Source organism: Candidatus Galacturonatibacter soehngenii (genome assembly GCF_008830185.1).
GTDB classification, from domain to species: Bacteria; Bacillota; Clostridia; order Lachnospirales; family Lachnospiraceae; genus Lachnotalea; species Lachnotalea soehngenii.
The window spans coordinates 79,814-101,972 of record NZ_WAGX01000002.1 but is presented as its reverse complement, the minus strand read 5'-3'; the positions used below and the strand labels follow the sequence as shown (position 1 = coordinate 101,972).

The 22,159-nt window shown below is 34.2% G+C and carries 23 protein-coding genes; 1 reads left to right on the top strand and 22 read right to left on the bottom strand.

What is annotated here, in order from left to right; translation table 11 throughout:
- Nucleotides 1–7: 7 nt before the first annotated feature.
- Nucleotides 8–1,084, bottom strand: a complete 1,077-nt coding sequence (gene gmd, locus F7O84_RS00660) for a GDP-mannose 4,6-dehydratase (protein WP_151140707.1) — start codon at nt 1,082–1,084, stop codon at nt 8–10.
- Nucleotides 1,085–1,540: 456 nt separating this feature from the next.
- Here gmd and F7O84_RS00655 point away from each other — a divergent pair, with 456 nt between their 5' ends.
- Nucleotides 1,541–1,741 carry a cold-shock protein gene (locus tag F7O84_RS00655; protein ID WP_151140704.1) on the top strand — a complete coding sequence of 67 codons (201 nt, stop codon included), beginning with the start codon at nt 1,541–1,543 and terminating at the stop codon, nt 1,739–1,741.
- 107 nt (nt 1,742–1,848) lie between these two features.
- On the opposite strand, the gene hisA is transcribed toward F7O84_RS00655, so the two are convergent.
- The 21 genes from hisA to pyrF all read right to left on the bottom strand — a co-directional run bounded on the left by hisA (nt 1,849) and on the right by pyrF (nt 22,151).
- Nucleotides 1,849–2,628, bottom strand: coding sequence for a phosphoribosylformimino-5-aminoimidazole carboxamide ribotide isomerase (gene hisA / locus F7O84_RS00650; RefSeq protein ID WP_151140774.1), 780 nt, complete (start codon nt 2,626–2,628; stop codon nt 1,849–1,851).
- A 112-nt stretch (nt 2,629–2,740) separates the two neighbouring features.
- Complete coding sequence (locus F7O84_RS00645) at nt 2,741–3,151, bottom strand: hypothetical protein (protein WP_151140701.1); 411 nt, start codon at nt 3,149–3,151, stop codon at nt 2,741–2,743.
- Nucleotides 3,152–3,232: 81 nt separating this feature from the next.
- Nucleotides 3,233–3,817 (bottom strand): DUF4340 domain-containing protein, encoded by a 585-nt coding sequence (locus F7O84_RS00640; RefSeq protein WP_192451609.1) that lies wholly within the window; start codon nt 3,815–3,817, stop codon nt 3,233–3,235.
- A complete protein-coding gene (locus F7O84_RS00635) occupies nt 3,817–5,274 on the bottom strand; it encodes a GldG family protein (protein WP_151140695.1) in 1,458 nt (485 codons plus the stop codon). The genes F7O84_RS00640 and F7O84_RS00635 overlap by 1 nt, the downstream gene beginning before the upstream one ends.
- Nucleotides 5,275–5,291: 17 nt before the next feature.
- Entirely contained in the window at nt 5,292–6,155 is an 864-nt protein-coding gene (locus F7O84_RS00630) for an ABC-2 transporter permease (protein ID WP_151140693.1), read from the bottom strand.
- Entirely contained in the window at nt 6,139–7,164 is a 1,026-nt protein-coding gene (locus F7O84_RS00625; protein ID WP_151140690.1) for an ABC transporter ATP-binding protein, read from the bottom strand. The genes F7O84_RS00630 and F7O84_RS00625 overlap by 17 nt, the downstream gene beginning before the upstream one ends.
- A 171-nt stretch (nt 7,165–7,335) precedes the next feature.
- Nucleotides 7,336–9,294 carry a fructose-1,6-bisphosphatase gene (locus tag F7O84_RS00620; protein WP_151140687.1) on the bottom strand — a complete coding sequence of 653 codons (1,959 nt, stop codon included), beginning with the start codon at nt 9,292–9,294 and terminating at the stop codon, nt 7,336–7,338.
- Nucleotides 9,295–9,488: 194 nt separating this feature from the next.
- Nucleotides 9,489–10,493, bottom strand: coding sequence for a right-handed parallel beta-helix repeat-containing protein (locus F7O84_RS00615; protein ID WP_151140684.1), 1,005 nt, complete (start codon nt 10,491–10,493; stop codon nt 9,489–9,491).
- A 243-nt stretch (nt 10,494–10,736) separates the two neighbouring features.
- The gene (gene purD / locus F7O84_RS00610; protein WP_151140681.1) at nt 10,737–12,008 is read right to left on the bottom strand and encodes a phosphoribosylamine--glycine ligase; all 1,272 of its coding nucleotides are present in this window, start codon (nt 12,006–12,008) and stop codon (nt 10,737–10,739) included.
- A 19-nt stretch (nt 12,009–12,027) separates the two neighbouring features.
- A complete protein-coding gene (gene purN / locus F7O84_RS00605; RefSeq protein WP_151140678.1) occupies nt 12,028–12,654 on the bottom strand; it encodes a phosphoribosylglycinamide formyltransferase in 627 nt (208 codons plus the stop codon).
- Nucleotides 12,648–13,673, bottom strand: a complete 1,026-nt coding sequence (gene purM, locus F7O84_RS00600) for a phosphoribosylformylglycinamidine cyclo-ligase (protein WP_151140675.1) — start codon at nt 13,671–13,673, stop codon at nt 12,648–12,650. Before purM ends, purN begins: the two co-directional genes overlap by 7 nt.
- Nucleotides 13,674–13,728: 55 nt before the next feature.
- The gene (purE, locus tag F7O84_RS00595; RefSeq protein ID WP_151140672.1) at nt 13,729–14,244 is read right to left on the bottom strand and encodes a 5-(carboxyamino)imidazole ribonucleotide mutase; all 516 of its coding nucleotides are present in this window, start codon (nt 14,242–14,244) and stop codon (nt 13,729–13,731) included.
- Between the two features lie 37 nt (nt 14,245–14,281).
- Nucleotides 14,282–15,409 carry a 5-(carboxyamino)imidazole ribonucleotide synthase gene (locus F7O84_RS00590; RefSeq protein ID WP_151140669.1) on the bottom strand — a complete coding sequence of 376 codons (1,128 nt, stop codon included), beginning with the start codon at nt 15,407–15,409 and terminating at the stop codon, nt 14,282–14,284.
- A 225-nt stretch (nt 15,410–15,634) separates the two neighbouring features.
- Nucleotides 15,635–17,716, bottom strand: a complete 2,082-nt coding sequence (locus F7O84_RS00585; RefSeq protein ID WP_151140666.1) for an aminopeptidase — start codon at nt 17,714–17,716, stop codon at nt 15,635–15,637.
- 58 nt (nt 17,717–17,774) lie between these two features.
- Nucleotides 17,775–18,101, bottom strand: a complete 327-nt coding sequence (locus tag F7O84_RS00580; RefSeq protein ID WP_151140663.1) for a DUF6142 family protein — start codon at nt 18,099–18,101, stop codon at nt 17,775–17,777.
- Nucleotides 18,098–18,568 (bottom strand): VanZ family protein, encoded by a 471-nt coding sequence (locus F7O84_RS00575; protein WP_420886614.1) that lies wholly within the window; start codon nt 18,566–18,568, stop codon nt 18,098–18,100. The genes F7O84_RS00580 and F7O84_RS00575 overlap by 4 nt, the downstream gene beginning before the upstream one ends.
- 107 nt (nt 18,569–18,675) lie before the next feature.
- Nucleotides 18,676–18,828, bottom strand: a complete 153-nt coding sequence (locus tag F7O84_RS18895) for a hypothetical protein (RefSeq protein WP_192451608.1) — start codon at nt 18,826–18,828, stop codon at nt 18,676–18,678.
- Nucleotides 18,829–18,846: 18 nt separating this feature from the next.
- On the bottom strand, nt 18,847–19,521 hold the full coding sequence (pyrE, locus tag F7O84_RS00570; RefSeq protein ID WP_151140658.1) for an orotate phosphoribosyltransferase: 675 nt from the start codon (nt 19,519–19,521) through the stop codon (nt 18,847–18,849).
- A gap of 25 nt (nt 19,522–19,546) precedes the next feature.
- Entirely contained in the window at nt 19,547–20,449 is a 903-nt protein-coding gene (locus tag F7O84_RS00565; RefSeq protein WP_151140656.1) for a dihydroorotate dehydrogenase, read from the bottom strand.
- The gene (locus F7O84_RS00560) at nt 20,446–21,216 is read right to left on the bottom strand and encodes a dihydroorotate dehydrogenase electron transfer subunit (protein ID WP_151140771.1); all 771 of its coding nucleotides are present in this window, start codon (nt 21,214–21,216) and stop codon (nt 20,446–20,448) included. The genes F7O84_RS00565 and F7O84_RS00560 overlap by 4 nt, the downstream gene beginning before the upstream one ends.
- Before the next feature lie 11 nt (nt 21,217–21,227).
- On the bottom strand, nt 21,228–22,151 hold the full coding sequence (pyrF, locus tag F7O84_RS00555) for an orotidine-5'-phosphate decarboxylase (RefSeq protein ID WP_151140653.1): 924 nt from the start codon (nt 22,149–22,151) through the stop codon (nt 21,228–21,230).
- Nucleotides 22,152–22,159: the final 8 nt, after the last annotated feature.

The following is a 22,159-nucleotide window of genomic DNA, read 5'->3' as shown; positions in this document are numbered from 1 at the left end:
TCATTACCTATCCAATTCGTTCCATATATCTATATTGATTTACCATAGTTTTTTTTAATTGCTCTAAGTCAGCCTGTACCATCATAGTTATTAATTCTTGAAAACTAATTTTTCTTTTCCATCCAAGCTCTTTTTCTGCTTTTGTTGCATCTCCGCATAATAACTCGACTTCTGCAGGTCTAAAAAAAGCAGGATCTACATCTACTAATAGTTTACCTGTCTTCTTATCATATCCTTTTTCTGCAATCCCTTCTCCTGTCCATTCTAAGCTTACGCCTATCTCTTCAAATGCTAGTTCTACGAATTCTCGTACGGTATGTGTCTCTCCTGTTGCTAAAACATAATCTCCTGGTTTATCCTTTTGCAACATTCTCCACATTCCTTCTACATAATCTCCTGCATATCCCCAGTCTCTTTTTGCATTTAAGTTACCAAGAGATAATTTATTTTTAAGCCCTAGATGAATACTTGCTACCTGTTTCGTAATTTTTCTCGTAACAAAGTTCTCTCCTCTTCTAGGTGATTCATGATTAAATAATATGCCATTAGAAGCAAATATATTGTAAGATTCTCTATAATTAACAGTAATCCAGTACGAATATAATTTTGCAGCACCATAAGGGCTTTTTGGATAAAACTTTGTATTTTCATTTTGAGGTGCTGTTTCTGGTAGCCCTCCAAATAGCTCAGATGTAGATGCTTGGTAAAATTTTGTATTTGCATTTAATAAATGTATTGCTTCTAACATGCGTAATGTTCCAAGCCCTGTTACATCAGCCGTATATTCTGGAACTTCAAATGATACCCCAACATGAGATTGTGCCGCTAAATTATATATTTCATCTGGTTTAATTTTATGTAAAAGCTGATTGATATTACTGGAATCGGATAAATCTCCATAATGAATATGAAATCTATCATCACATAGTTGACGATCCTCTACCAAATGTTCTACTCTTTCCATATTACAATTACTATTTCTACGAACAATTCCATGAACTTCATATCCTTTATCTAATAATAGTTCTGAAAGATAAGAACCATCTTGACCTGTTACCCCAGTAATTAACGCTGTCTTTCCCATATCTTTTCCTCCAATAATTGTATGTTTAATATTGCTTCTCAAATTATCACTGTTCTTTAATATAACACAAGTATATTGCTAAATTAATCTATTTCTTTGCTCAAAAAAGGTATAATCTTGCTAATAGCAAGATTATACCTTTTCTTTTTATAAAAAACTATTTTCCTATCCATCAATTATATATTCATAACTTTTTCTAGTTAAACAATATCAAGCTGTCGAAGTTACACTGCTTTTGGAACTTATTTTAATTTTATGTCATATTTTGTATTTATTTGTTATTTTTTCATAAATAATAGTATCATTTCATTATATGTATTGTTAGTTTTATACCATTTTTTTAAATTTTCTTCTTTACATTTGGGAAATTTTATGATATCCTTTAACCATGTTGTGGAAGATACCACAATATAAACTAATTATTATTTTTTTTATTTATTATGGAGGTATATCATTATGAACAAAGGTACAGTAAAATGGTTTAACAACCAAAAAGGTTACGGATTTATTTCTGACGAAGAAGGCAATGATGTATTTGTACATTATTCAGGACTTGTTATGGACGGATTTAAATCATTAGAAGAAGGACAAGCAGTAGAGTTCGAAATCGTTAACGGAGCAAAAGGTCCTCAGGCTACAAACGTAAACAAATTATAATCAGTTATTTCAAAATGTGCCTTTTTCATTAATATAAATTTCGTTTGATTTTTTATTTTTGATTAAAGCTATTGTAAGTGACTAAATATGAAAGTGTGAGCAAATGCTCACACTTTTTTCATATAACGTAGGACTTCCTGATAGGACATATTTCCTCCAAACAAATCAAGGGCACTACCAATGGTTACATCTAAATGATTGTTTCCTAGTTCTCTAAGCTTTTGTAAATCATTAAAATTTCCAACACCACCTGCATAAGTAATTGGTATTTTTGCCCATCTCCCCAACATACTTACAAGCTCTTCTTCGATTCCTTGTGCTTTTCCCTCCACATCCACTGCATGGATTAAGAATTCATCACAATAGTCCTTAAAAAAATCTAATGTTTCTTCATTTACTATCACTTCGGTATACTTTTGCCAACGATCTGTTACAATATAATACTGATTGTTCTTTTTGCGACAACTTAAATCTAGAACAAGATTTTCTTTACCTACTTCTTGTCGAATGCGTTCTAGGTTCTTCATATCTACTTTTCCATCTTGAAATACATAGGAGGTCACAATAATATGACTGGCTCCAGCATCCAGGAAATATGCTGCGTTATCTGGAGTCATTCCGCCCCCAATTTGAAGTCCCCTCGGATAGGTTTTAAGCGCTTTTATTGCTTGGTCCTTTGTTTTGTTATAAAAAACGGAGTCCTTATTATTTAGAAGAATAATATGTCCTCCTTTCATTTGATCTTTCTTATAAAAATCTGCATAGTAGGATGCATCCAGTTCTGATACATAGTTTTCAACTGCCAAATCACCTAAATCTATTAAAGTACCACCAACAATCTGTTTTACCTTACCATTATGTATATCGATACAAGGTCTGAACTTCATTTCTTTTCCATCCATTCTTTATAATAATAAAAAGCTAAGTAAAACTTAGTAATTGTTTTACCTAGCTTTTTATTATTATATCCAAATTATACGTACAAAACAAGAATCTTAATTAATTATTTTTTGTTGTTGAAGTATTATTATCGGTCGTAGTGGTATTGTTACCCTCCACTGCATCCTCAACTTTATCACCTGCTGTATCAGCTGCATCTTTTACATCATCAGCCACTTCACCAACAACACCCTTATCTGTAGTGCCTGTAGTGCCTGTGGTGTCTGTTGTACCAGTTGTATCGGTGGTACTTCCTGTCGTATTTCCAGTTGTGCTACCTGTGGTACTATCATTTGTTGTGGTACCAGTATTGCCATTGGCTTTATTGGTATCAGTTGTTGAATTTGTTCCGCTTTCAGTCTTTGTGTTATTTTTTGCATTGTCCTTTGTTGCATCATTTGTACATGCAGTTAAACAAGCAATTGAAACTACCAAAAGCGCTCCAACACAAATTTTTTTCAACTTTTTCATAATTGGTTTCTCCTTTACATAATTACATATTGAATTTCAATATTAATATGCACTTAAAACCAAACTTTTATACATAATTTTTTATTCCTGCGTTGTTGTATCTGTTGAGTTTGAGTCATCTTGAACTTTTTTTAAATCATCTAAATTTTTATTAAAAAAAGTAGGAAAGTTATCAATTAAATAAACCGTATTATTTTCCTGTGTTTTAATATAATATCCATTTACGATTTTGTTTTCATTTCCAATATTAAAAATGACGGTTTTATCAAATTTATCGGTTACTTTAATGATATTGGTAGGATTATCAAGTCCATATTGCGATAAATCAGACGAATTTTCTTCTACTATTCGACTTGCTGATACGTCTTTGAATTTATGAATTAAATTATCCACTAAATTCTGATCAAGCTCAATACTTGTATCGTTTGTGCAAATCCATACATCATTTTCTTTTTGAAATAGATATTGTATCCCTTCGTATTGATAAGAAAAGGATATTATGTTTGCAACATCCATTTTGTGAATGGAAATACTGGCTTCATTCTTTGCTTCATTTGCCTTTTCTTTTCCCTTATTTACTGTTTCTACTACAAAATAAAGTACAATGAAAAGAACCAATAAAACAAATAATGAAATAAGTTTTCTCATTTTACTTTTCTTTGACATTATTTTTTTCTCCTTTTTAGCCATATCACGATTCCTGTTACAATTACGATAAGAGGTAATAAAATCATAATAATAAGACTCCAGAAGTTTATCTGGGCTGCATTTAAGACTAACTTTTGGCTATCCATGCTTTTTGCATGTATGGTGATAGTGCTTTCTTGCTCACAAATCCATTTCAAGGAATTTAAAATAAAATCACGATTCCCCCCCGCTACAGTTTGATTGGCTGAATCATCTAATAAATAATCAGAAGTTGCCAAAATCATTTTACTTTCTGTATTTTCATTAATTGTATTTGTAATGGCTACAGCTAAATCAAATGGGCCCTCTATATCTTCTGCCTCTTTTTCCGTAGACGAGGTATTCGAGGTTAGAAGTTTTCCATACGAAGCGTTTGTTGAACTTAACAGCTTCTCAATGGTTACTGTTTCAGGCTTTGTCTCTAATTGGGTAATACCAAGTGCATAAGGAAGCAAAATCTTTTCCTTTGCCAAAATGAGAGGAGAGGTAATCTCATGGCTTTCAATCACTGGAACAAGATAATGATTATAAGGTCTTGCATAATTATTTGCATCTCCTTCAAACACGACTTCATTTGTCTTTGCCACTCCATACGCCGCTAGTAATTGATTAAAATTCGTTAATTCATCTTCTGTATAGCCCGAAACGATAAATGCGTTTCCACCTGCATTTAAATAATCTTTTATTTTTTCTACTTCTTCTGTTGAAATGTCTTTAAGCGGAGAGTAAATCAATAAACTTTTACAATCACTAGGAACTGCTTCATTTGTTACAAGACTAAGAGATTGAATCGTAATGTTTTGTTTTTCAATCGCCTCTTTTAGTTCACTTGAAAGACTTTGTTCATTGTGCCCTTCCAACGTATAGATAATTGGTAAATTATCAGAGATTACAAAATCAATTGCGCTGGTAAGCTGTCCTTCTCCATCAAAATCTGTTTTTTTTTCATAAGTGGAGTAATCCGTTGTTACCTGATAGATACTACTATAATCAATCACCTTGGAGCGTTTTGCGCTTTCAACTATTATGCTGTTTTCATTTAGTCCGTCTGATGTATAAGCTGAGACAAAATTAGGATATAGTACAGGGTCTTTATATACAACGGATAAATTGGAGGAGAGTGCCTTATATTGATCTAAAAGGGTTACAATCGTCTTATCTTCGCTACCTGTCTGTGCAATCAAATAAAGGGTTACATCCTCTTTCATATTGCTTACTACGTTCTTTGTTTCTTCTGAAATAGTAAAAAGTTTGGTATCACTTAAGTCAAACTTTGTGTATGTAGATGGCAAGTTATGAATAACTAGATTCATTATTACAACTATCGCTAATACAAATGCAGTAATAACCATACTATAGGAACCATTTCTAAGGCTCTTTTTATTGATTAACTTTGGCTCTTTTCTTTCTTTTTTCTGATTCAAAAAATGCTTCATCTTTCATTCACCTCCCATTAACTCCAGCGTCTTTTTTGTACTGACTGAACCGTTAGAAATATAAATATTAAAATCACGGATACATAATAAACGATTCCTGTCACATCAAAGATTCCTTTTACAAAATTCTCGTATCGTGATGCTAGGTCAATGACATTTAATAATTTTGAAATGGAACTTGCAAACAAGGTTGCTTTATATAAGTATAATATTGTTGTGATGCATTCTAGTACAAGTGCCAATCCAGCTGAAAATGCCATATTTTTAGTCATGCTGTAAGCAATCACAGCAATTATGATAATTAGAATGGAAAATCCCATAAATGAGGCAAATGCTGTGCTCGATATAAATTGACTAAGTCCCGTAATCATATAACTTACAAGCAACGCTCCAAAAGAAAGAACTGCTGCTATTACTTGACTTTCTGTTAAGGAAGAAATAAACATTCCAACTGCTAAATAGGCGGCTCCTAAAAAGTAGTAGCCGATAATTGAGGTATAAGCCATCAAGTATGATACCGTACCAAACCTTGATAACAACAATGGATAGAAACAAAATAAGACGATTGGAATAGTAAATATGGTAAGTATTGCAAAGTATTTTCCCAAAATAATATCCATTACCCTTACAGGTGCCGTTAATAAAATTTGATCTGTTTTTTGTCTCTTTTCTTCCGCCAGCAATCTCATTGTTAAAATAGGTACAACTATTAAAAAAGCAAAGACAGACAAAGATAATACATACCCAAAGTGCGAATATCCATATGTCAAATTATATGCCGTAAAATAAATCCCAACCAAAAACATGATAAAGGCCATAAAAATATAACCCGTCATAGATGTGAGATATGATTTTAACTCTCTTTTATAAATTGCTATCATCTTCTTGTTCCTCCTCATTTTGCTTTGATTCAATAGACTGATTTTCTAATATAAGCTGACTTTGTCTTACCTCTTTATCTGTGGCGGTTAACTCAAGAAATACATCTTCAAGTGACATATTTGATACTTTCATTGCTAAAATAGGACATTTTTCTTTCGCCATTTCGTAAAAGATTTTTTCTCTGATATCTATTTGTTGCTTCGTTTTTAATGTAATATCAACTGCATCCTCTTCAACTGAACTATGTATACTAAATTCTATAATTTCTGTCATTTCATTTAGAATTTCTCTAACCTTTGCCTCTTCTTCTTTTATCGTAAGTTCTAAAGTATTAGAGCCAACCATTAATTTACTTAATTCTTCTGGCTTATCACTGGCAACTAACTTTCCTTTCGATAAAATCATAACGTGGTCACAAACTGCACTTACTTCCGATAAAATATGTGAACTTAATATAACCGTATGTTTTTTACTCAGGCTTTTGATTAAATCTCTAATTTCAATAATCTGCTTTGGGTCTAATCCTACCGTTGGCTCATCTAATATAATTACTTCTGGATATCCAAGTATTGCTTGGGCAAGTCCTACTCTTTGCTTATACCCTTTTGACAGATTCTTAATGAGTCGATTACTTACATCTGTTATTTTTGTAAGTTTCATTACTTCATCAATCATTTGTTTTCTTTCTTTTTTTTCAATCTTTTTTAATTCGGCTGCAAACTTTAAATATTCATATGGTGTCATATCTACATAAAGAGGTGGTATTTCAGGTAAATATCCAATCGATTTTTTTGCCAACTCTGGCTCTTCAAAAATATTATGACCATTGATGATTACTTCCCCATCAGAGGCTGCAATATAGCCTGTAATGATATTCATTGTAGTTGATTTACCCGCACCGTTTGGTCCTAGGAAACCATAGATTTGTCCTTTTTCAACTGTAAAGTTTAAATGATCTACTGCGATATTGTCACCATACCTTTTTACAAGGTTTTTTACTTCTATCAACTTTTGTCCCTCCTAGAATTATTATTAGAACAAAGTGTGTGCTTAAATTGGAAAAAAACACACTTTATTACCCATGTAGTAGCATAGTAATAAAATGTGTTTTTTATGAAATATTTTTGTGTATTTTTCGTGAACTCATTCGACTGTTTTTTACACTATAAATATCTTTTCTTAAAGCTCTTTTTCGATTAATGTACCCCTTCTATAAGCACGAAGTAAAGCCTCTAATTCTTTTATTTTTTCTTTTAATTCTTTTCCAATATCGGTATCTCCTACACATCTTCTGTTAGAGAAACTCTCAACAATTGTGGTATCTGAATGAATGTCCTTTTCATTTACGATGGCATCCTCTGCCGATTCGAATGGCTCATGAGAAACCAAGCGAAGACCTACGGAGTTAGAAATTAAAGTATAACCTGCTATTCCTGTTTTTCTTTGATATGCCTTAGAAAACCCTCCATCAATAATCAATAGTTTTCCATTGCATTTAATTGGATTTTCACCTTTTTTAAGTTCCACTGGCATATGCCCATTTATAATATGTCCAGTTTTACTGTCTACATTAAATTCCTCTAGAATTCGATTGACTACATCTTCCTCCTCTAATAGAGAATAATAGTAGTTCTTTTGCTCCTTATGCATCTCTTTGTCGCTTAAAAAATATCGTTCAAACGTAGCCATTTTCGTTTTTCCAAACAAAGGTGAGTTTTCATTCGACCAGATATACCATATGATGTCTTGTCCTTTTTGCCTAACTTCAATATCGTCCTCACAGTAATAAGCTTTTCTTGCATAATTTTCAAGAAAATCATACCAAGCTTTTCCACTGTATTGTTTTCCAAATAATGTAATGGTCTTAAAACTTCCATCTTTATTTAGAGGAACACAGCCGTGATAGAGGAGATTCGAATTATAAACTTTATACAAGCTACCTTTTGAAAATAAGAAACGAACATGCTTTTGCAGTTTTTCACATTTTAAAAATGCCGACTTTAAGCGCTCCATAACTTGTTCTTCTTCTACTGTAAGCTTATAAGGATCTTGTCTGTCGATGGTTGGAAAGTTGGAATCTAACAACTCATATTCTTTTCCATCTATTAGAATACGATTCGTGTCAAAATTAATCTTATCTAAAAGCAACCTATGATTCATTTGAAAATCTGGTCTTCTCTTAATTAACTGTCCCTCAAGCTTAAACTGAATGATTGAAATTGCTTTGTGCATTTTATTGTCTAAATCCAAGTCTTTATCATAATCTCGTGAGGAATTATTGATGTGGAAACATTTGCATTTGTCGTCATTATACGTATTTAATGCAAAAGTTGCAAGCGGTATGAGATTAATTCCATAGCCTTCTTCTAGCATATCTAAATTACCATGCTTTGCAGAAATACGCACAACATTCGCAATACATGCAAGATGCCCTGATGCTGCTCCCATCCATAAAATATCATGATTGCCCCATTGAATGTCTACGGAATGGTATTCCATTAGGGTATCCATAATAATATGCGGCCCTGGCCCTCTGTCAAAAATATCACCAATGATATGCAAATGATCAATAACAAGTCTTTGAATTAACTTGCTTAAGGCGATAATAAATTCCTTTGCTCTACCTATTCGAATAATCGTATTGATAATCTCATTGTAGTACGCTTCTTTATCCAAGACCTCGGCTTTTTCTGTAATTAATTCTTCTATGATGTATGCAAAATCTTTTGGTAAAGCCTTTCTTACCTTTGATCTGGTATATTTAGATGCTACTCGTTTGCTAATTTGGATTAATCTATGTAATGTAATCTTGTACCAGTCTTCAATATTTTCTTCTTCTTTTAAAACAATTTCTATCTTTTGTTCTGGATAGTAAATTAACGTTGCAAGCATTTTTTTGTCTCTGCTGCTTAACGTATTTCCAAATGCGTCATTAATTTTACGAATGACGGAACCTGATCCGTTTTTAAGTACATGCAAAAATTGCTCATCTGCACCATGAATATCAGTCAAAAAATGCTCTGTTCCTTTTGGTAAATTAAGGATTGATTGCAGATTGATTATTTCCGTTGAAGCCGACGCTATCGTTGGATATAGATTCGCAATACTTTTTAAATATTTTAGCTCCAAATCATTCATTCTATTGCCTCCATAAACTAAGTTCACTCCTATGATTCTTTTGGTTTTATAATAATTTTCCTTATATACTTTAACATAAAAACTATGCTATGGAAACCTTTTAGTTCGTTAATTAATTAACCACTAATACCTTTGTCTTTATAGGTACAAATAGCGAGAAGGAAGATTCTTCCTTCTCGCTATTGTATCTTTCTTTATTGGTTAAAAGAGCACTTCGTTATTTTTCCAACTACTACATCTTTACTGCTACCACTATTAGATATACATCCTGTAAAACTATGGGAACCTGAACTTGGTGCTTTTGGAAAGTAAAAGTTTACTTTATTTTTTGTTCCTGTACAGTTGACTAGTGTAACTGCTCCTGTATTGTTATTTTGGTCAAATCCTCTTGCTTTATTTCCAATTGCAGTACAATTCTCCAAATAATGTTTGTCAGCTGTAAAGTTTCCACCAACCTTAAATCCTTGACCATTGCCATCACCACGACCATTGTAGGAAGCTTCACTTTTATAAACCTTTACCGCATTACCTGCTTGATAAAAATCAAATCCATCATCTGAATTGTAGTATGCTTTGCAATCAGTGAATGTGTTACCTGGTCCAATATTTAGTTTTGCTGCAAATCCATCCGCATTTTCACCATTCGTTGCGTTGTCATAATGATACGTGGATGTCACACTAATGATTTGGTTGTTTGATGCTCCATTACTCAATTGTAAACCAGTATCGTGACATTTTGTAATTTCACAATTTTGAACAATGTTATTATTTCCAGTAATATAAATACCATTATCTCCAGCCTCTTGAATTTTTAAGCCTGATATCGTCCAGTAGCTTCCAGATATTTGAAGCCCTCTGTTGCTCGTATTTTCAGGCATCGCTGAAAAATCAATTACTGGTGTACTTCCACTATAGTTAGTTATCTTAATTCGCGAACTAGAAGTCCCATTTTTAGACAACTTAACCGTTGAGGAATAGCTGTGTGTTCCACTCATCATATAAATTGTGCTCCCAGCACTGGCACTTGATACTGCCTTGGCCAGCGTTTTATACGGTTTACTCGAACTGGTTCCCACGTTCGAATCACTTCCACTTGGTGAAACATAATAATTGGTTGCCGCAATGACTGGAACCTCACTGATTAATACCAAACTAGCTAACATCACGCATGTCATTAAAATACTAAATACCCTCTTCATTCTCTTTACCCCTTTTCATTTTATTAGATCCCTCTCAGTTGCCTGAGATGGTAATCTTCCCTCATCTGCAAACGTTTGCAATAACTTGTAAAACTTAAAGCTAGAGATTATTCTAACTTTAATATTATTATATCATTTATTGTTTTTATTTCAATACAATTTATTAAAATAGTCTTGTTTTTATCGCAAAATAATACAAAATATGACAGAGTTCGATAACCTTCTCTGTCATACTTAGAATATTTATACTTCGTCAATTGCTTTTCCTATATCACTTCTACAATATTTATTGGAAAAATCTATCCATTTGGTCGCTTCGTAAGCATTGGCTCTTGCTTGCTTTAAGTCAATACCTTTTGCCGTTACACCAAGAACGCGTCCCCCATTTGTTACAATTTTATCCTCTGTCTTTGATGTGCCAGCATGAAATACATAGTATCCTTCTTTTTCTTTGAAAGACTCAAGGCCTTTAATAACCTTTCCTTTTTCATATGAAACGGGATAACCCTTGGATGCTAACACAACGCAAACTGCGGCATTGTCTTCAAATTCTAAATCAATTGAATCTAGTGTTCCATCAATACATGCTTCAAATACTTCAACTATATCATTTTTCATTCTTGGAAGTACCACCTGTGCTTCTGGATCTCCAAAACGTGCATTATATTCTAATACCCTTGGTCCTTTTTCAGTCAGCATAAGACCAAAGAAAATTATTCCCTTAAATTCTCTTCCCTCTAAAGCCAAAGCATCCACTGTAGCTTGGTAAATATACTGATTGCAAAAATCATCAACTTCCTTTGTATAAAAAGGACTTGGAGAAAAAGTTCCCATTCCTCCTGTATTTAACCCTTTATCACCATCTTCGGCTCTTTTGTGATCTTGCGCAGATGTCATGGTCTTAATGGTTTTTCCATCCACAAAAGCTAAAACAGATACTTCTCTTCCTGTCATAAATTCTTCCACTACGATACGACTTCCCGCTTCACCAAACTGCATATCAAGCATCATGAGTTTTACTCCGTCTTTGGCTTCTTCTAAGGTATTACAGATTAATACGCCCTTACCAAGTGCTAAGCCATCTGCTTTTAATACAATCGGATATTGGGCTTGTTCTAAATAAGCAATTGCCGCATCTGGATTCTCAAACGTTTCATAGGCAGCGGTTGGAATCTTGTATTTTTTCATAAGATCTTTTGAAAAAGCTTTAGACCCTTCTAAAATGGCAGCATTTTTCCTTGGTCCAAATACACGTAATCCTGCTGCCTCAAAAGGATCTACTATTCCACCTACCAAAGGATCATCTGGTCCTATCACTGTTAGGTCAATCTCTTTTTCTTTTGCAAAAGAGACTAGCTTATCAAACTCCATAACTCCTATATTAATGCATTCTGCATATTCCTCAATTCCAGCATTACCTGGGGCACAATATATTTTATCTACCTTCTTGCTTTGGGCAACCTGCCTTGCGATAGCATGTTCCCTTCCGCCTCCTCCAACAATTAATACTTTCATTTCCTTCCTCCTTTGCTCCTTATTTATAAATAACAGCTTTTCCTTCTATTACTTCTACTTTATGATTAGCAATTAAATGAATTGCTTCTGGCAAAATAGACCATTCCGCTTCTTCCATCACTCTTTGTTGTAATGTCTTTGGAGTATCTCCTTGCTTTACTTCTACCGCTTTTTGAAGAATAATCGGTCCTGTGTCTGTACCTTCATCTACAAAATGTACTGTTGCACCTGTTACTTTTACGCCTCGATTAAGAACTGACTCATGAACGTTCAGTCCATAAAATCCTATGCCACAAAATGCAGGTATTAGGGACGGATGAACGTTAATGATTCGATTCGTATACGCCTTTATCATCTTTTCAGGTAATACAACTAAGAATCCTGCAAGTACGATTAAATCAACCTGATAAGAATCAATTCTTTCTAGCAAGGCTTCATTAAATAACTGCCTTGACTTAAAATCCTTTGGAGACACACATTCTGCCTTTATGTTATTTTGTTTTGCTCGCTCTAATGCATATGCACCTTTGTTGTTGCTGACTACTACCTCAATCTTAGCATTGGTTATTGTTTTATGATTAATTCCATCAATAATTGCTTGTAAATTGGTCCCCCCACCAGATACAAGTACTGCTATCTTTAGCATAATGTTACTCCTGTTTTGCCATCTTCAATATGTCCAATGATTACGGCTTCTTCGTTTGCTTCTTTAATTGCTTGTAGTGTCTTTTCAACGTCCTCTTTTTTCACTGCTAGAATCATTCCAATTCCCATATTATAGGTGTTATACATCATCTCTTCTGCAATTTCACCTTTACTAGCCAATAACTTAAAAATAGCAGGTACTTCATAGCTATCCTTTCGAATTACCGCATGTTTTCCTTCTGGAAGCATTCTAGGTACATTTTCATAAAAACCTCCCCCTGTAATATGGCTGCATGCTTTTATTCTTACGTTTGCATTCTTTACATTTCTAAGTGCCTTTACATATATTTTAGTTGGCGCTAACAACGCTTCTCCTAACGTTTGATTAAGTTCTTTATAATGCGTATTTAAGGAATCTGTTGTCATATCAAATACTTTTCTAACGAGGGAAAAACCATTGCTATGCACACCTGAGGATTTTATTCCAATCAATACATCCTCCGCTTGTAATTCTTTTCCAGTAATTAAATCTTTTTCATCTACCACTCCAACTGCAAAGCCAGCTAAATCATATTCATCTTCTGGATAAAAGCCTGGCATCTCTGCTGTTTCACCACCAATTAATGCCGCATTTGACTGGCTGCAACCTTCGGCTACACCTTTTACAATCGTAGCAATTTTCTCTGGTACATTCTTTCCGCAAGCAATATAATCTAAGAAAAATAATGGTTCCCCACCTGCACAGGCAATGTCGTTGACACACATAGCAACACAGTCAATGCCAATCGTATCATGCTTGTCTAAAAGAAATGCAAGCTTTAACTTTGTTCCTACCCCATCGGTTCCTGACACTAAGGTAGGCTTTTCCATATTTTTAAATGCCTCCATTGAAAAGGCACCCGAAAACCCTCCAATATTCGTTAAAACTTCTGGACGCATTGTCTTTTTTATATGCTCTTTCATTAACTCAACTGATTGATATCCTGCTTCAATATCTACGCCTGCTTTTTTGTAATCCATTTTTCTTCCTCCTAGATTAGGTCAAACTGTATTTGTTTGGTTTCCCTTTTTATATCTACATTTGTTCTAAGTATGCTTTGTATTTTAATTCTTCTAATTTGAAAGACTTATTTTCTACCATATCTTCCAGACTTTTTGCATAAGTCTCTACTCTTTTTGATAATTCTTCATCATTTGTTGCAAGAATTTTTGCCGCCAGTAACCCTGCATTAAGAGCACCATTAATTGCTACGGTAGCCACTGGTATTCCTGGTGGCATCTGAACAATTGAATAAAGTGAATCCACTCCACCTAATGACTTTGTCTGTACTGGCACACCAATAACTGGAAGCGTAGTCATAGATGCTACCATACCAGGTAAATGAGCTGCTCCTCCTGCTCCTGCTATGATAACCTTTAATCCTTTTTCCTTTGCTGTCTTTGCATAACGATATAATTTATCTGGCGTACGATGTGCTGATACAATACTAAGTTCATAAGGTATCAAAAGCTGATCAAGCATTTCAGCCGCCTTCGACATCACTGGTAAATCTGAATCGCTTCCCATGATAATTCCAACTACACTGTTCATAACTTCCTCCATTCTAAGTTAAACCAAATGCTCCTCACTAATAACTTAACTGATCAAACGCACCTCGTACATAAGAAAGTGCTTCTTCTATTGTCTCACCTGTTGCTGTTATGTGTCCCATTTTTCTGCCAATTGAAACGGTTTCTTTCCCATAGATGTGAACCTTTACGTTGCCATAACGATATGCTTCTTTCAGTCCCTTTAACTGTGCCTCTCCCGTTTTATCACCGATGATATTTTTCATGGCGGTTGGTTTTATTAGATTTGGATTACCAAGTGGCAATCCAAGAATTGCTCGAATGTGTTGTTCAAATTGAGAAGTATAGCATCCTTCTATCGTATAATGGCCAGAATTATGTGGTCTTGGAGCTAATTCATTAACTAGTATTTTATCATCCTTAGTCACAAATAACTCAATGCATATCATCCCGTATGCATCAAACGCTTCTAGGCAGGCTTTTGCAACTTGAAACGCTTCTTCTTTCGCTTGCTCTGTAATCTGAGCCGGAACAATGGTTTCATCTAAAATGCTATTTTTATGCACATTTTCTGCCACTGGAAAGACTGCAATCTCACCATGAATACTTCTACATGCTAATATTGATACTTCTTTTTTAAAGGGAATAAATTCTTCTATCATAAGAGGAATTCGCCCAGCACCTAGTGCTTCATAAGCAGCTTCTTCTTCCCCTGCTTTTAAAATAACTGCATTTCCTTTTCCATCATATCCTCCCGTACAAGTCTTAAGTATCATTGGATATCCAAAGGTCTCATGCGCTTTTAATAGCTCTTCTTTATTTGAAATCAATATATAATCTGGGATTGGTATGTGATGCTCTCTGAGCCAATTATTTTGCGTGTATTTATTTTGAATATAGGACAAAGTCTTACTAGTAGGATAAACCTGATGCCCCATAGCTTCAAGTTCTTGTAAGGCTTTTAAACTGATATGTTCAAATTCATAGGTAACTACATCGGTTTGACTTGCTAGTTGCTTGATTGCCTCGTGATCATCGAAGCTAGCAACAATATGTTCATCTGCGATGCTATGTGCAGGACAATTGAATGTAGGGTCTAAGATAACAAAATAATAATCCAGTCTTTTTGCATCTAAAATCATCATTTTTCCTAACTGTCCACCACCTATGATACCGATTCTTTTCATGACGTTCTCCTTAAAAAACAATTTTTCTTATAAGTCTAATTGCTAAATATAACTTTATTTATAAGTAATTTTACTAGGTCTTTCGAAAGTAGTCAACTGTTTTCAAAGCATTCTCCTATTAGATTTTCTAATCAATATTAAGAATCTTTTGATACTGTGAATATAAGGAAAACTCCGCTTTACTTGGCATTAAAACCTTTTTTGTAAAACGGAGTAATACGTGCTTTATTCAATCACGTCAAATGGTTTATTTAATTCTTGGGTTCCTTCTAATACAAAACGAGAATCTTTTATAATGGTAATCATATCCCCATTTTCTGTAACAACTGCTATCTCTCCTAATTCTTCATAAGGAAGGGTAATGTCTGTATGACAGTTAAAATACGCCTTACTTATATCTTCTTTTCTTAAAATAGAAATCTCGTTATCTTTTGCTACAATCTCTTTTTTATTTGGATTGTATATCACATTATCTTCTGACCAACTATAGCAGGTGTCTCCTACTGCAAAGTGAGGTCCCATCTTTTCTGCAATTAAGATAGGAAGTTTATCCGCAATGTCGTATTTTTTCGCCACCATATAAGCAGTTGTGTTCGTTCCTATGGCAAATTCTCCCATTGGAAGTGTTTCGTGATTATATAATAGGTTCTCCTTGATGAATTTTTTATTCTCAGCTTCTGTTTCAAAATTTTTGCATCGATAGTCTTTTATTTTACCATCTTCAAATTCTATTTCCAAATCTACATATTTTAATTCATTTAAATACACTTGGCTTACGTGCAAGATACCATTTGTTCCTGTAAGCTTTGGAGATGTAAATACTTCCCCAACTGGTATATTTACATCTGCAACACAGTTTTCAAAATTGGTTTCTTTGTTTTTGTCCTTTAATGTATTTAATTGTACGGTAAGATTGGTACGATTTCCATTTCTTCCTTTAATGACAACATGTGTGCCTCGGTCAAGAGCATCAATTATAATTTGCTGTATTCCTTCATATAATTTATAATCTAGTGTATTAATCTTAACGATTTCATCAAAGATTTCTTCGTAATTTTCTCCAATATCTGGAATTGGATAGGCAATGATTGTAAAGCTTCTTTCTTCTCCTTTGATGTATTGATTTGTAATCTGTCCAGATTCCCTATCATATTCAACCGAAAGCTTTTGCTGTTTGTCAGATAAACGAAAACATTCTTTCTTACTAATTGGAGCAAAAGGATGTTCTCCAAATATCTCCATCACTGCTGGTCCTGCAAATTTAGATGCCTCTTTTTTATATTTTTCATAGGAAACTTTAAGAACACCTAGCTTCCTTTCCACAAATGCTTTGTCAAGGTAAATGGCATTGTCCGCTTTATGATCATAATCAAATTGCTTGTTTGGAATCGCTCCATAATAACCTAATCTATGATGCTGTTTTTTATTAATCGAATTAACGGCCGATCGATGAATGGCAGGACGTAGGCCCATTTCTTTAAACTGTTCAATGGCTCTTTTTACAATACGTTCAAATCCTAAATGATATCGAATATTCACAATTTCTTTTTTAGAAAGATCCTTATTTCCTAGTATAAAGCCCATACGATATCCTTGTGTATAGGTTCTTGCCATAGCATCAATTTGTTCTTCGCTCATAGAATTTAAATGCATTGCTGTTTTTATTTCATTCTCTGTTACGAATTCACCAAATTGATACAAATAGCGTATATCATTTAAATCACTATTTAAAATGATATCAGTCGCAAAAGATAAATCCGTATCAAGTTGCTCTCTAATTCTATACTCTACCGTCATATCGGAATAATCACTAACAAACCAATACAAGACACTCTTTACTTTTTCCACGGATAAGTCTTGCACTTGTTCAAATAGGTTGTAGATTTCAATAAATAATTCATTATGAATTGTAATATCCGTTAATCTACTTTCAAATGCATACACAATCATACCTCTTATTTCAGCATATAAAAAGCTTAGATATGTCGCATAATCCTCACCAAGCATTTTCACCGCATATGTTGGATTGGCATAACTCTTATCATAGTTTGGTCCTAAAATTTCTTCATATAATGCATGATTTAGTGTCTTTAACTCATCCAATGTTTTCTGTTTGAGTTCATCTTGTTGAACCATTTTAACTAGGTCTTTTATTTGCAATATAAACCTAGCTGTTCTATGAAAAAAATCAAGAAATGGCATATCCACACTGTTTTCATCCAATATACTCTCTATTCTTTCCATGGAAAGCTCATATCTTTCCATAATATTGTCATTTTCTTCTTTAAATAACTCATAATACTTCATAATACTTCTCCTTTAGTTCAAAATTACTGCGTGTATCCATACAATCTCATTCTATTTATTATAGATACCAAGTTCCTATCACATAAATAGCAATCCACAAGGTGATGATTATAGCATTTAAAATGGAACCGATTTTGGAAAAAAGATAATAACGCTCCCTTTCTTGGAAGCTTTTGATTCCCTTTCCCAAACCAACAAGCGCAATGATGAATGCCATTAAGCCAATCGAGCCGATATAAATACCTGCTTCTCCTTTATACATATAGGAAAACATCACCAAAGCTAACATGAATATAATGGATATACTCCCAAGAATAGTAGAAACAACACCATTTACTGCATGGCTTTTATCCGTAAACTTTATATATTTTTTTCTCCGTTTCACTTTTTTAACCACTTTCTATATATTTTTACCGCCTGATCAAATAGGAGATATCCGATAACTCCCCCAATTGTATTCAGTACCAAATCATCAACATCAAAGCTTCCTACTTTAAAAATGAGTTGGGTCACTTCTATCACTAAGCTTAACTCAAAACTAACTAAAGTAACCAAAGAAAGCTTTCTCATTTTTGTGCTAAGGACTGGAAGCATACATCCAAAAGGGATAAAACAGATGATATTCCCAAAAATATTGGTAAATACAGCCATCATTCCAAGTTCTCGTCTATATTTTATAAATCTTTTAATCTCCTTAAATAAAATAAGATTATAAGAATATTTTCTATCATAAATGGTTCTTCCCATGCTTTCTGCAAAAAACAAGAAATATACCAAGAAAATTATATATATAATAAAAAGCAAAGTTCCTATCTTTTTTACCTTATTTGCTTCTTTCTCTTTCAAATTCACTTCCTCTTTTCCAGCACTTTTCGTATTACAGCTAAAGCTTAATGCAAACCTCTTAGTAACAAAGTGGACAAGTAGGCTTTGTCCCTTTCTTATCCACTTTGTTATATTTAAAACATTATTTCTGATTTATTTTTATGAAGTCTGCCTCCACCAACAATAAGTAAGATACCTGAAACCACTCCTAGAACCAACACAACGATTCCGACCGTAATATTCAACGCTCCTACTCTGCTCATTGATTTATACGCTTTTTCACCCATATTAATACACCTCCTAAACTATTTTACGCCATATTGCTCATAGTATGCATCAATTGCACGTTTCAGATTATCATCGATTATCACCTTACCGTTATAAGGTTTATTATACAAATGCTCAACTACTTCCTCCATTGTTACAATTGCAGTTGTCTTGATGTTATAAGTTTCTTGGATCTCAGCCAAAGCACTTTTTTCTTTTTGTCCTCGTTCCATTCGATCCACTGATACAACCAGTCCTATTACATCTACATTCCCCTGTGCTTTCATAATTGGTAAGGTTTCTTGAATGGAGGTTCCTGCTGTTGTTACGTCTTCAATGATAATTACTCTATCTCCATCCGAGATAGGACTTCCAAGTAAAATACCAGTATCTCCATGATCTTTTACTTCTTTACGATTGGAACAGTATTTGATGTCTTTATTATATTTTTCACTGATTTGCATGGTGGTTGCTACGGTTAATGGAATTCCTTTGTAAGCTGGCCCAAATAACACATCAAAATCCACTCCAAACTTATCATGAATCGCCTGCGCATAATATCCACCAAGCTTTCTAAGTTGCGCACCTGTTCGATAAAAGCCCGTATTTACAAAAAACGGTGTCTTTCTTCCACTTTTCGTAACAAAATCTCCAAACTTAAGTACACCACAATCCACCATAAACTCTATAAATTCTTTCTTATAATCGTTCACCGTATCATTCCTCTTTTCTCTTTACTTACTTTACTGCTCCGACTAACTCTTTTATCTCTTGAATACTATGCTGCTTCATATAACTTTGCATTCCCTCCAGTACTTCAATTGTCGCATAGGGATTTGCAAAATTAGCTGTTCCAACAGACACGGCGCTTGCTCCTGCAAGAATAAATTCTAATGCATCTTCATAGGTTGCAATCCCTCCCATTCCAATAATTGGAAGCTTTACTGCATTTGCAACCTGATAAACCATGCGAACTGCGATTGGCTTGATAGCTGGACCTGATAATCCCCCTGTCTTATTGGCTAGAGCAAAGCATCTTTTATTCACATCAATCTTCATGCCTGTCAGTGTATTAATCAGGGATAAAACATCTGCGCCACCAGCTTCTGCTGCTCTTGCAGTTTCTGTAATATCAGTGACATTTGGGCTTAGCTTCATAATAATTGGCTGCTTTGCATATTTTTTTACTTCTTTTGTAATGGCTTCCACAGAATTACTATTTTGACCAAATGCAATGCCTCCCTCTTTTACATTTGGACAAGATATGTTAATTTCTAGCATATCCACAGGCTCATCTGCAAGTCTTTCCACAACCTCACAGTAATCCTTTGTGGTTTTTCCACATACATTTACAATAATCTTTGTATCAAACTTCTTAAGGAATGGAATGTCTCTCTTTGCAAAGATTTCTACGCCTGGATTTTGAAGACCAATTGCATTCATCATTCCACCATTTGTTTCGGCAATTCTAGGAGTAGGATTGCCCGCCCAAGCAACATTGGAAACTCCTTTAGTAATAACTGCACCTAGTCTATTCAAATCAACAAATTCACTATATTCTTCACCTGATCCAAACGTACCAGAGGCTGTCATAACAGGATTTTGAAACTCCACTCCTGCTAGATTAACTTTTAGATTCATTCAAACTCCACCTCCGTCGCTAAGAATACAGGGCCTTCTTTACATACTCTTTTATTATGAACATTGGTGTGTTCATCTTTTTCTTTGGATTTGCAAACACACGCTAAACAGGCACCAATCCCACATGCCATCTTTTCTTCCAAAGATAACCATGCCTCGATATCATGCTCCATCGCATATGCTTTGACTGCTTTTAGCATTGGAGTTGGTCCACAGGCATAAATAACTGACGCTTTTAACTTATTTTCCTTTATGACATCAATGACGGTTCCTTTGGTACCAATACTTCCATCCTCTGTTGCTATAAAAAGTTCTCCATATTTCTTTAAATCATCTTGTAAAAATATTTCATCACGATATCCTGAAACAATATATTTTTCACCTTTTAATGCCTTGGCAAGCTCAACCATAGGTGGAATACCAATTCCTCCACCAATTATAATTGCGTTTTTATCTGTGATTGGAAATCCATTCCCAAGCGGGCCAAGAATTCTTATCTCATCTCCTACCTGATAAGTTGCAAATTCTTCGGTTCCCTTTCCTAAAACTCGATATACAATTCTTAACGCGTTTCTCTCTTTATCTATTTCACAAATGCTAATAGGTCTTGGAAGCAACCTGCTACCGTCCTTGCAATAAACCGAAATAAACTGCCCAGGTTTTGCTGCTTTAGCAATCTTCTTTGTCTTTATCCACATGCTATAAACACCAGTTGCTAATGTATCCTGACTCAAAATCAATGCTGTTTCTTGAAATTTTTCTGACATATTCATAATTGTTATCTCCCAATGGCCTGATTAATATCCGCTATCATATCAAGTACTGCTTGTCTTGAAGCATCTGCAAAAGCTGTCTCTCCAAAATGCTTATATGCTTCTTGCTTATATGCAGCAATAATTCCTCTGGAGGAGTTAATGATTGCACCCAAACCATCTTCGTTAAAATAAGGTTTTAAATCCTCTGCTTTTCCACCCTGTGCTCCATAACCAGGCACAAGTATGAACGATTTTGGCATGATTTTTCGAAGTATTTCACCCATCTTAGGATAAGTCGCTCCGACTACCGCTCCAATGTAGCTATAGGAATCTCCCATACAATCTTCTCCCCACTTCGCTACTTTTTCTCCAACGTGTTCATACAACGGCTTTCCATCAATTAACCTGTCTTGAAACTCTCCACTTGATTGATTTGAGGTCTTAACTAAAATAAAGAGCCCCTTTTTTTCTTCTTTACAAACATCCACAAATGGTTTGATTCCATCTGATCCAAGGTATGGATTTACTGTTACAAAATCTTCATCAAAGCAGGAATAGCGTTTTGATCCCACTTGTACTTTGCCAAGATGACCTACTGCATATGCTTCTGATGTAGAGCCAATATCTCCTCTTTTAATATCACCAATGACAACTAGATTCTTTTCTTTACAGTAATTAACGGTCTTTTGAAATGCCTTTAAGCCTTCGATTCCAAATTGCTCATACATTGCTATTTGTGGTTTAACTGCAGGTATCAAATCATAAACTGCATCAACAATTTCTTTGTTGTATTGCCAAATTGCCTCTGCTGCACCTTCTAAGGTTTCTCCAAATTCTGCAAACGCACGTTTTTGAATATGAGGCGGGATATAATTTAACATCGGATCAAGTCCAACAACAATTGGTGCATTTGTTTTTTGAATGTTTTGAATCAGCTTATTTATCATATTTACTC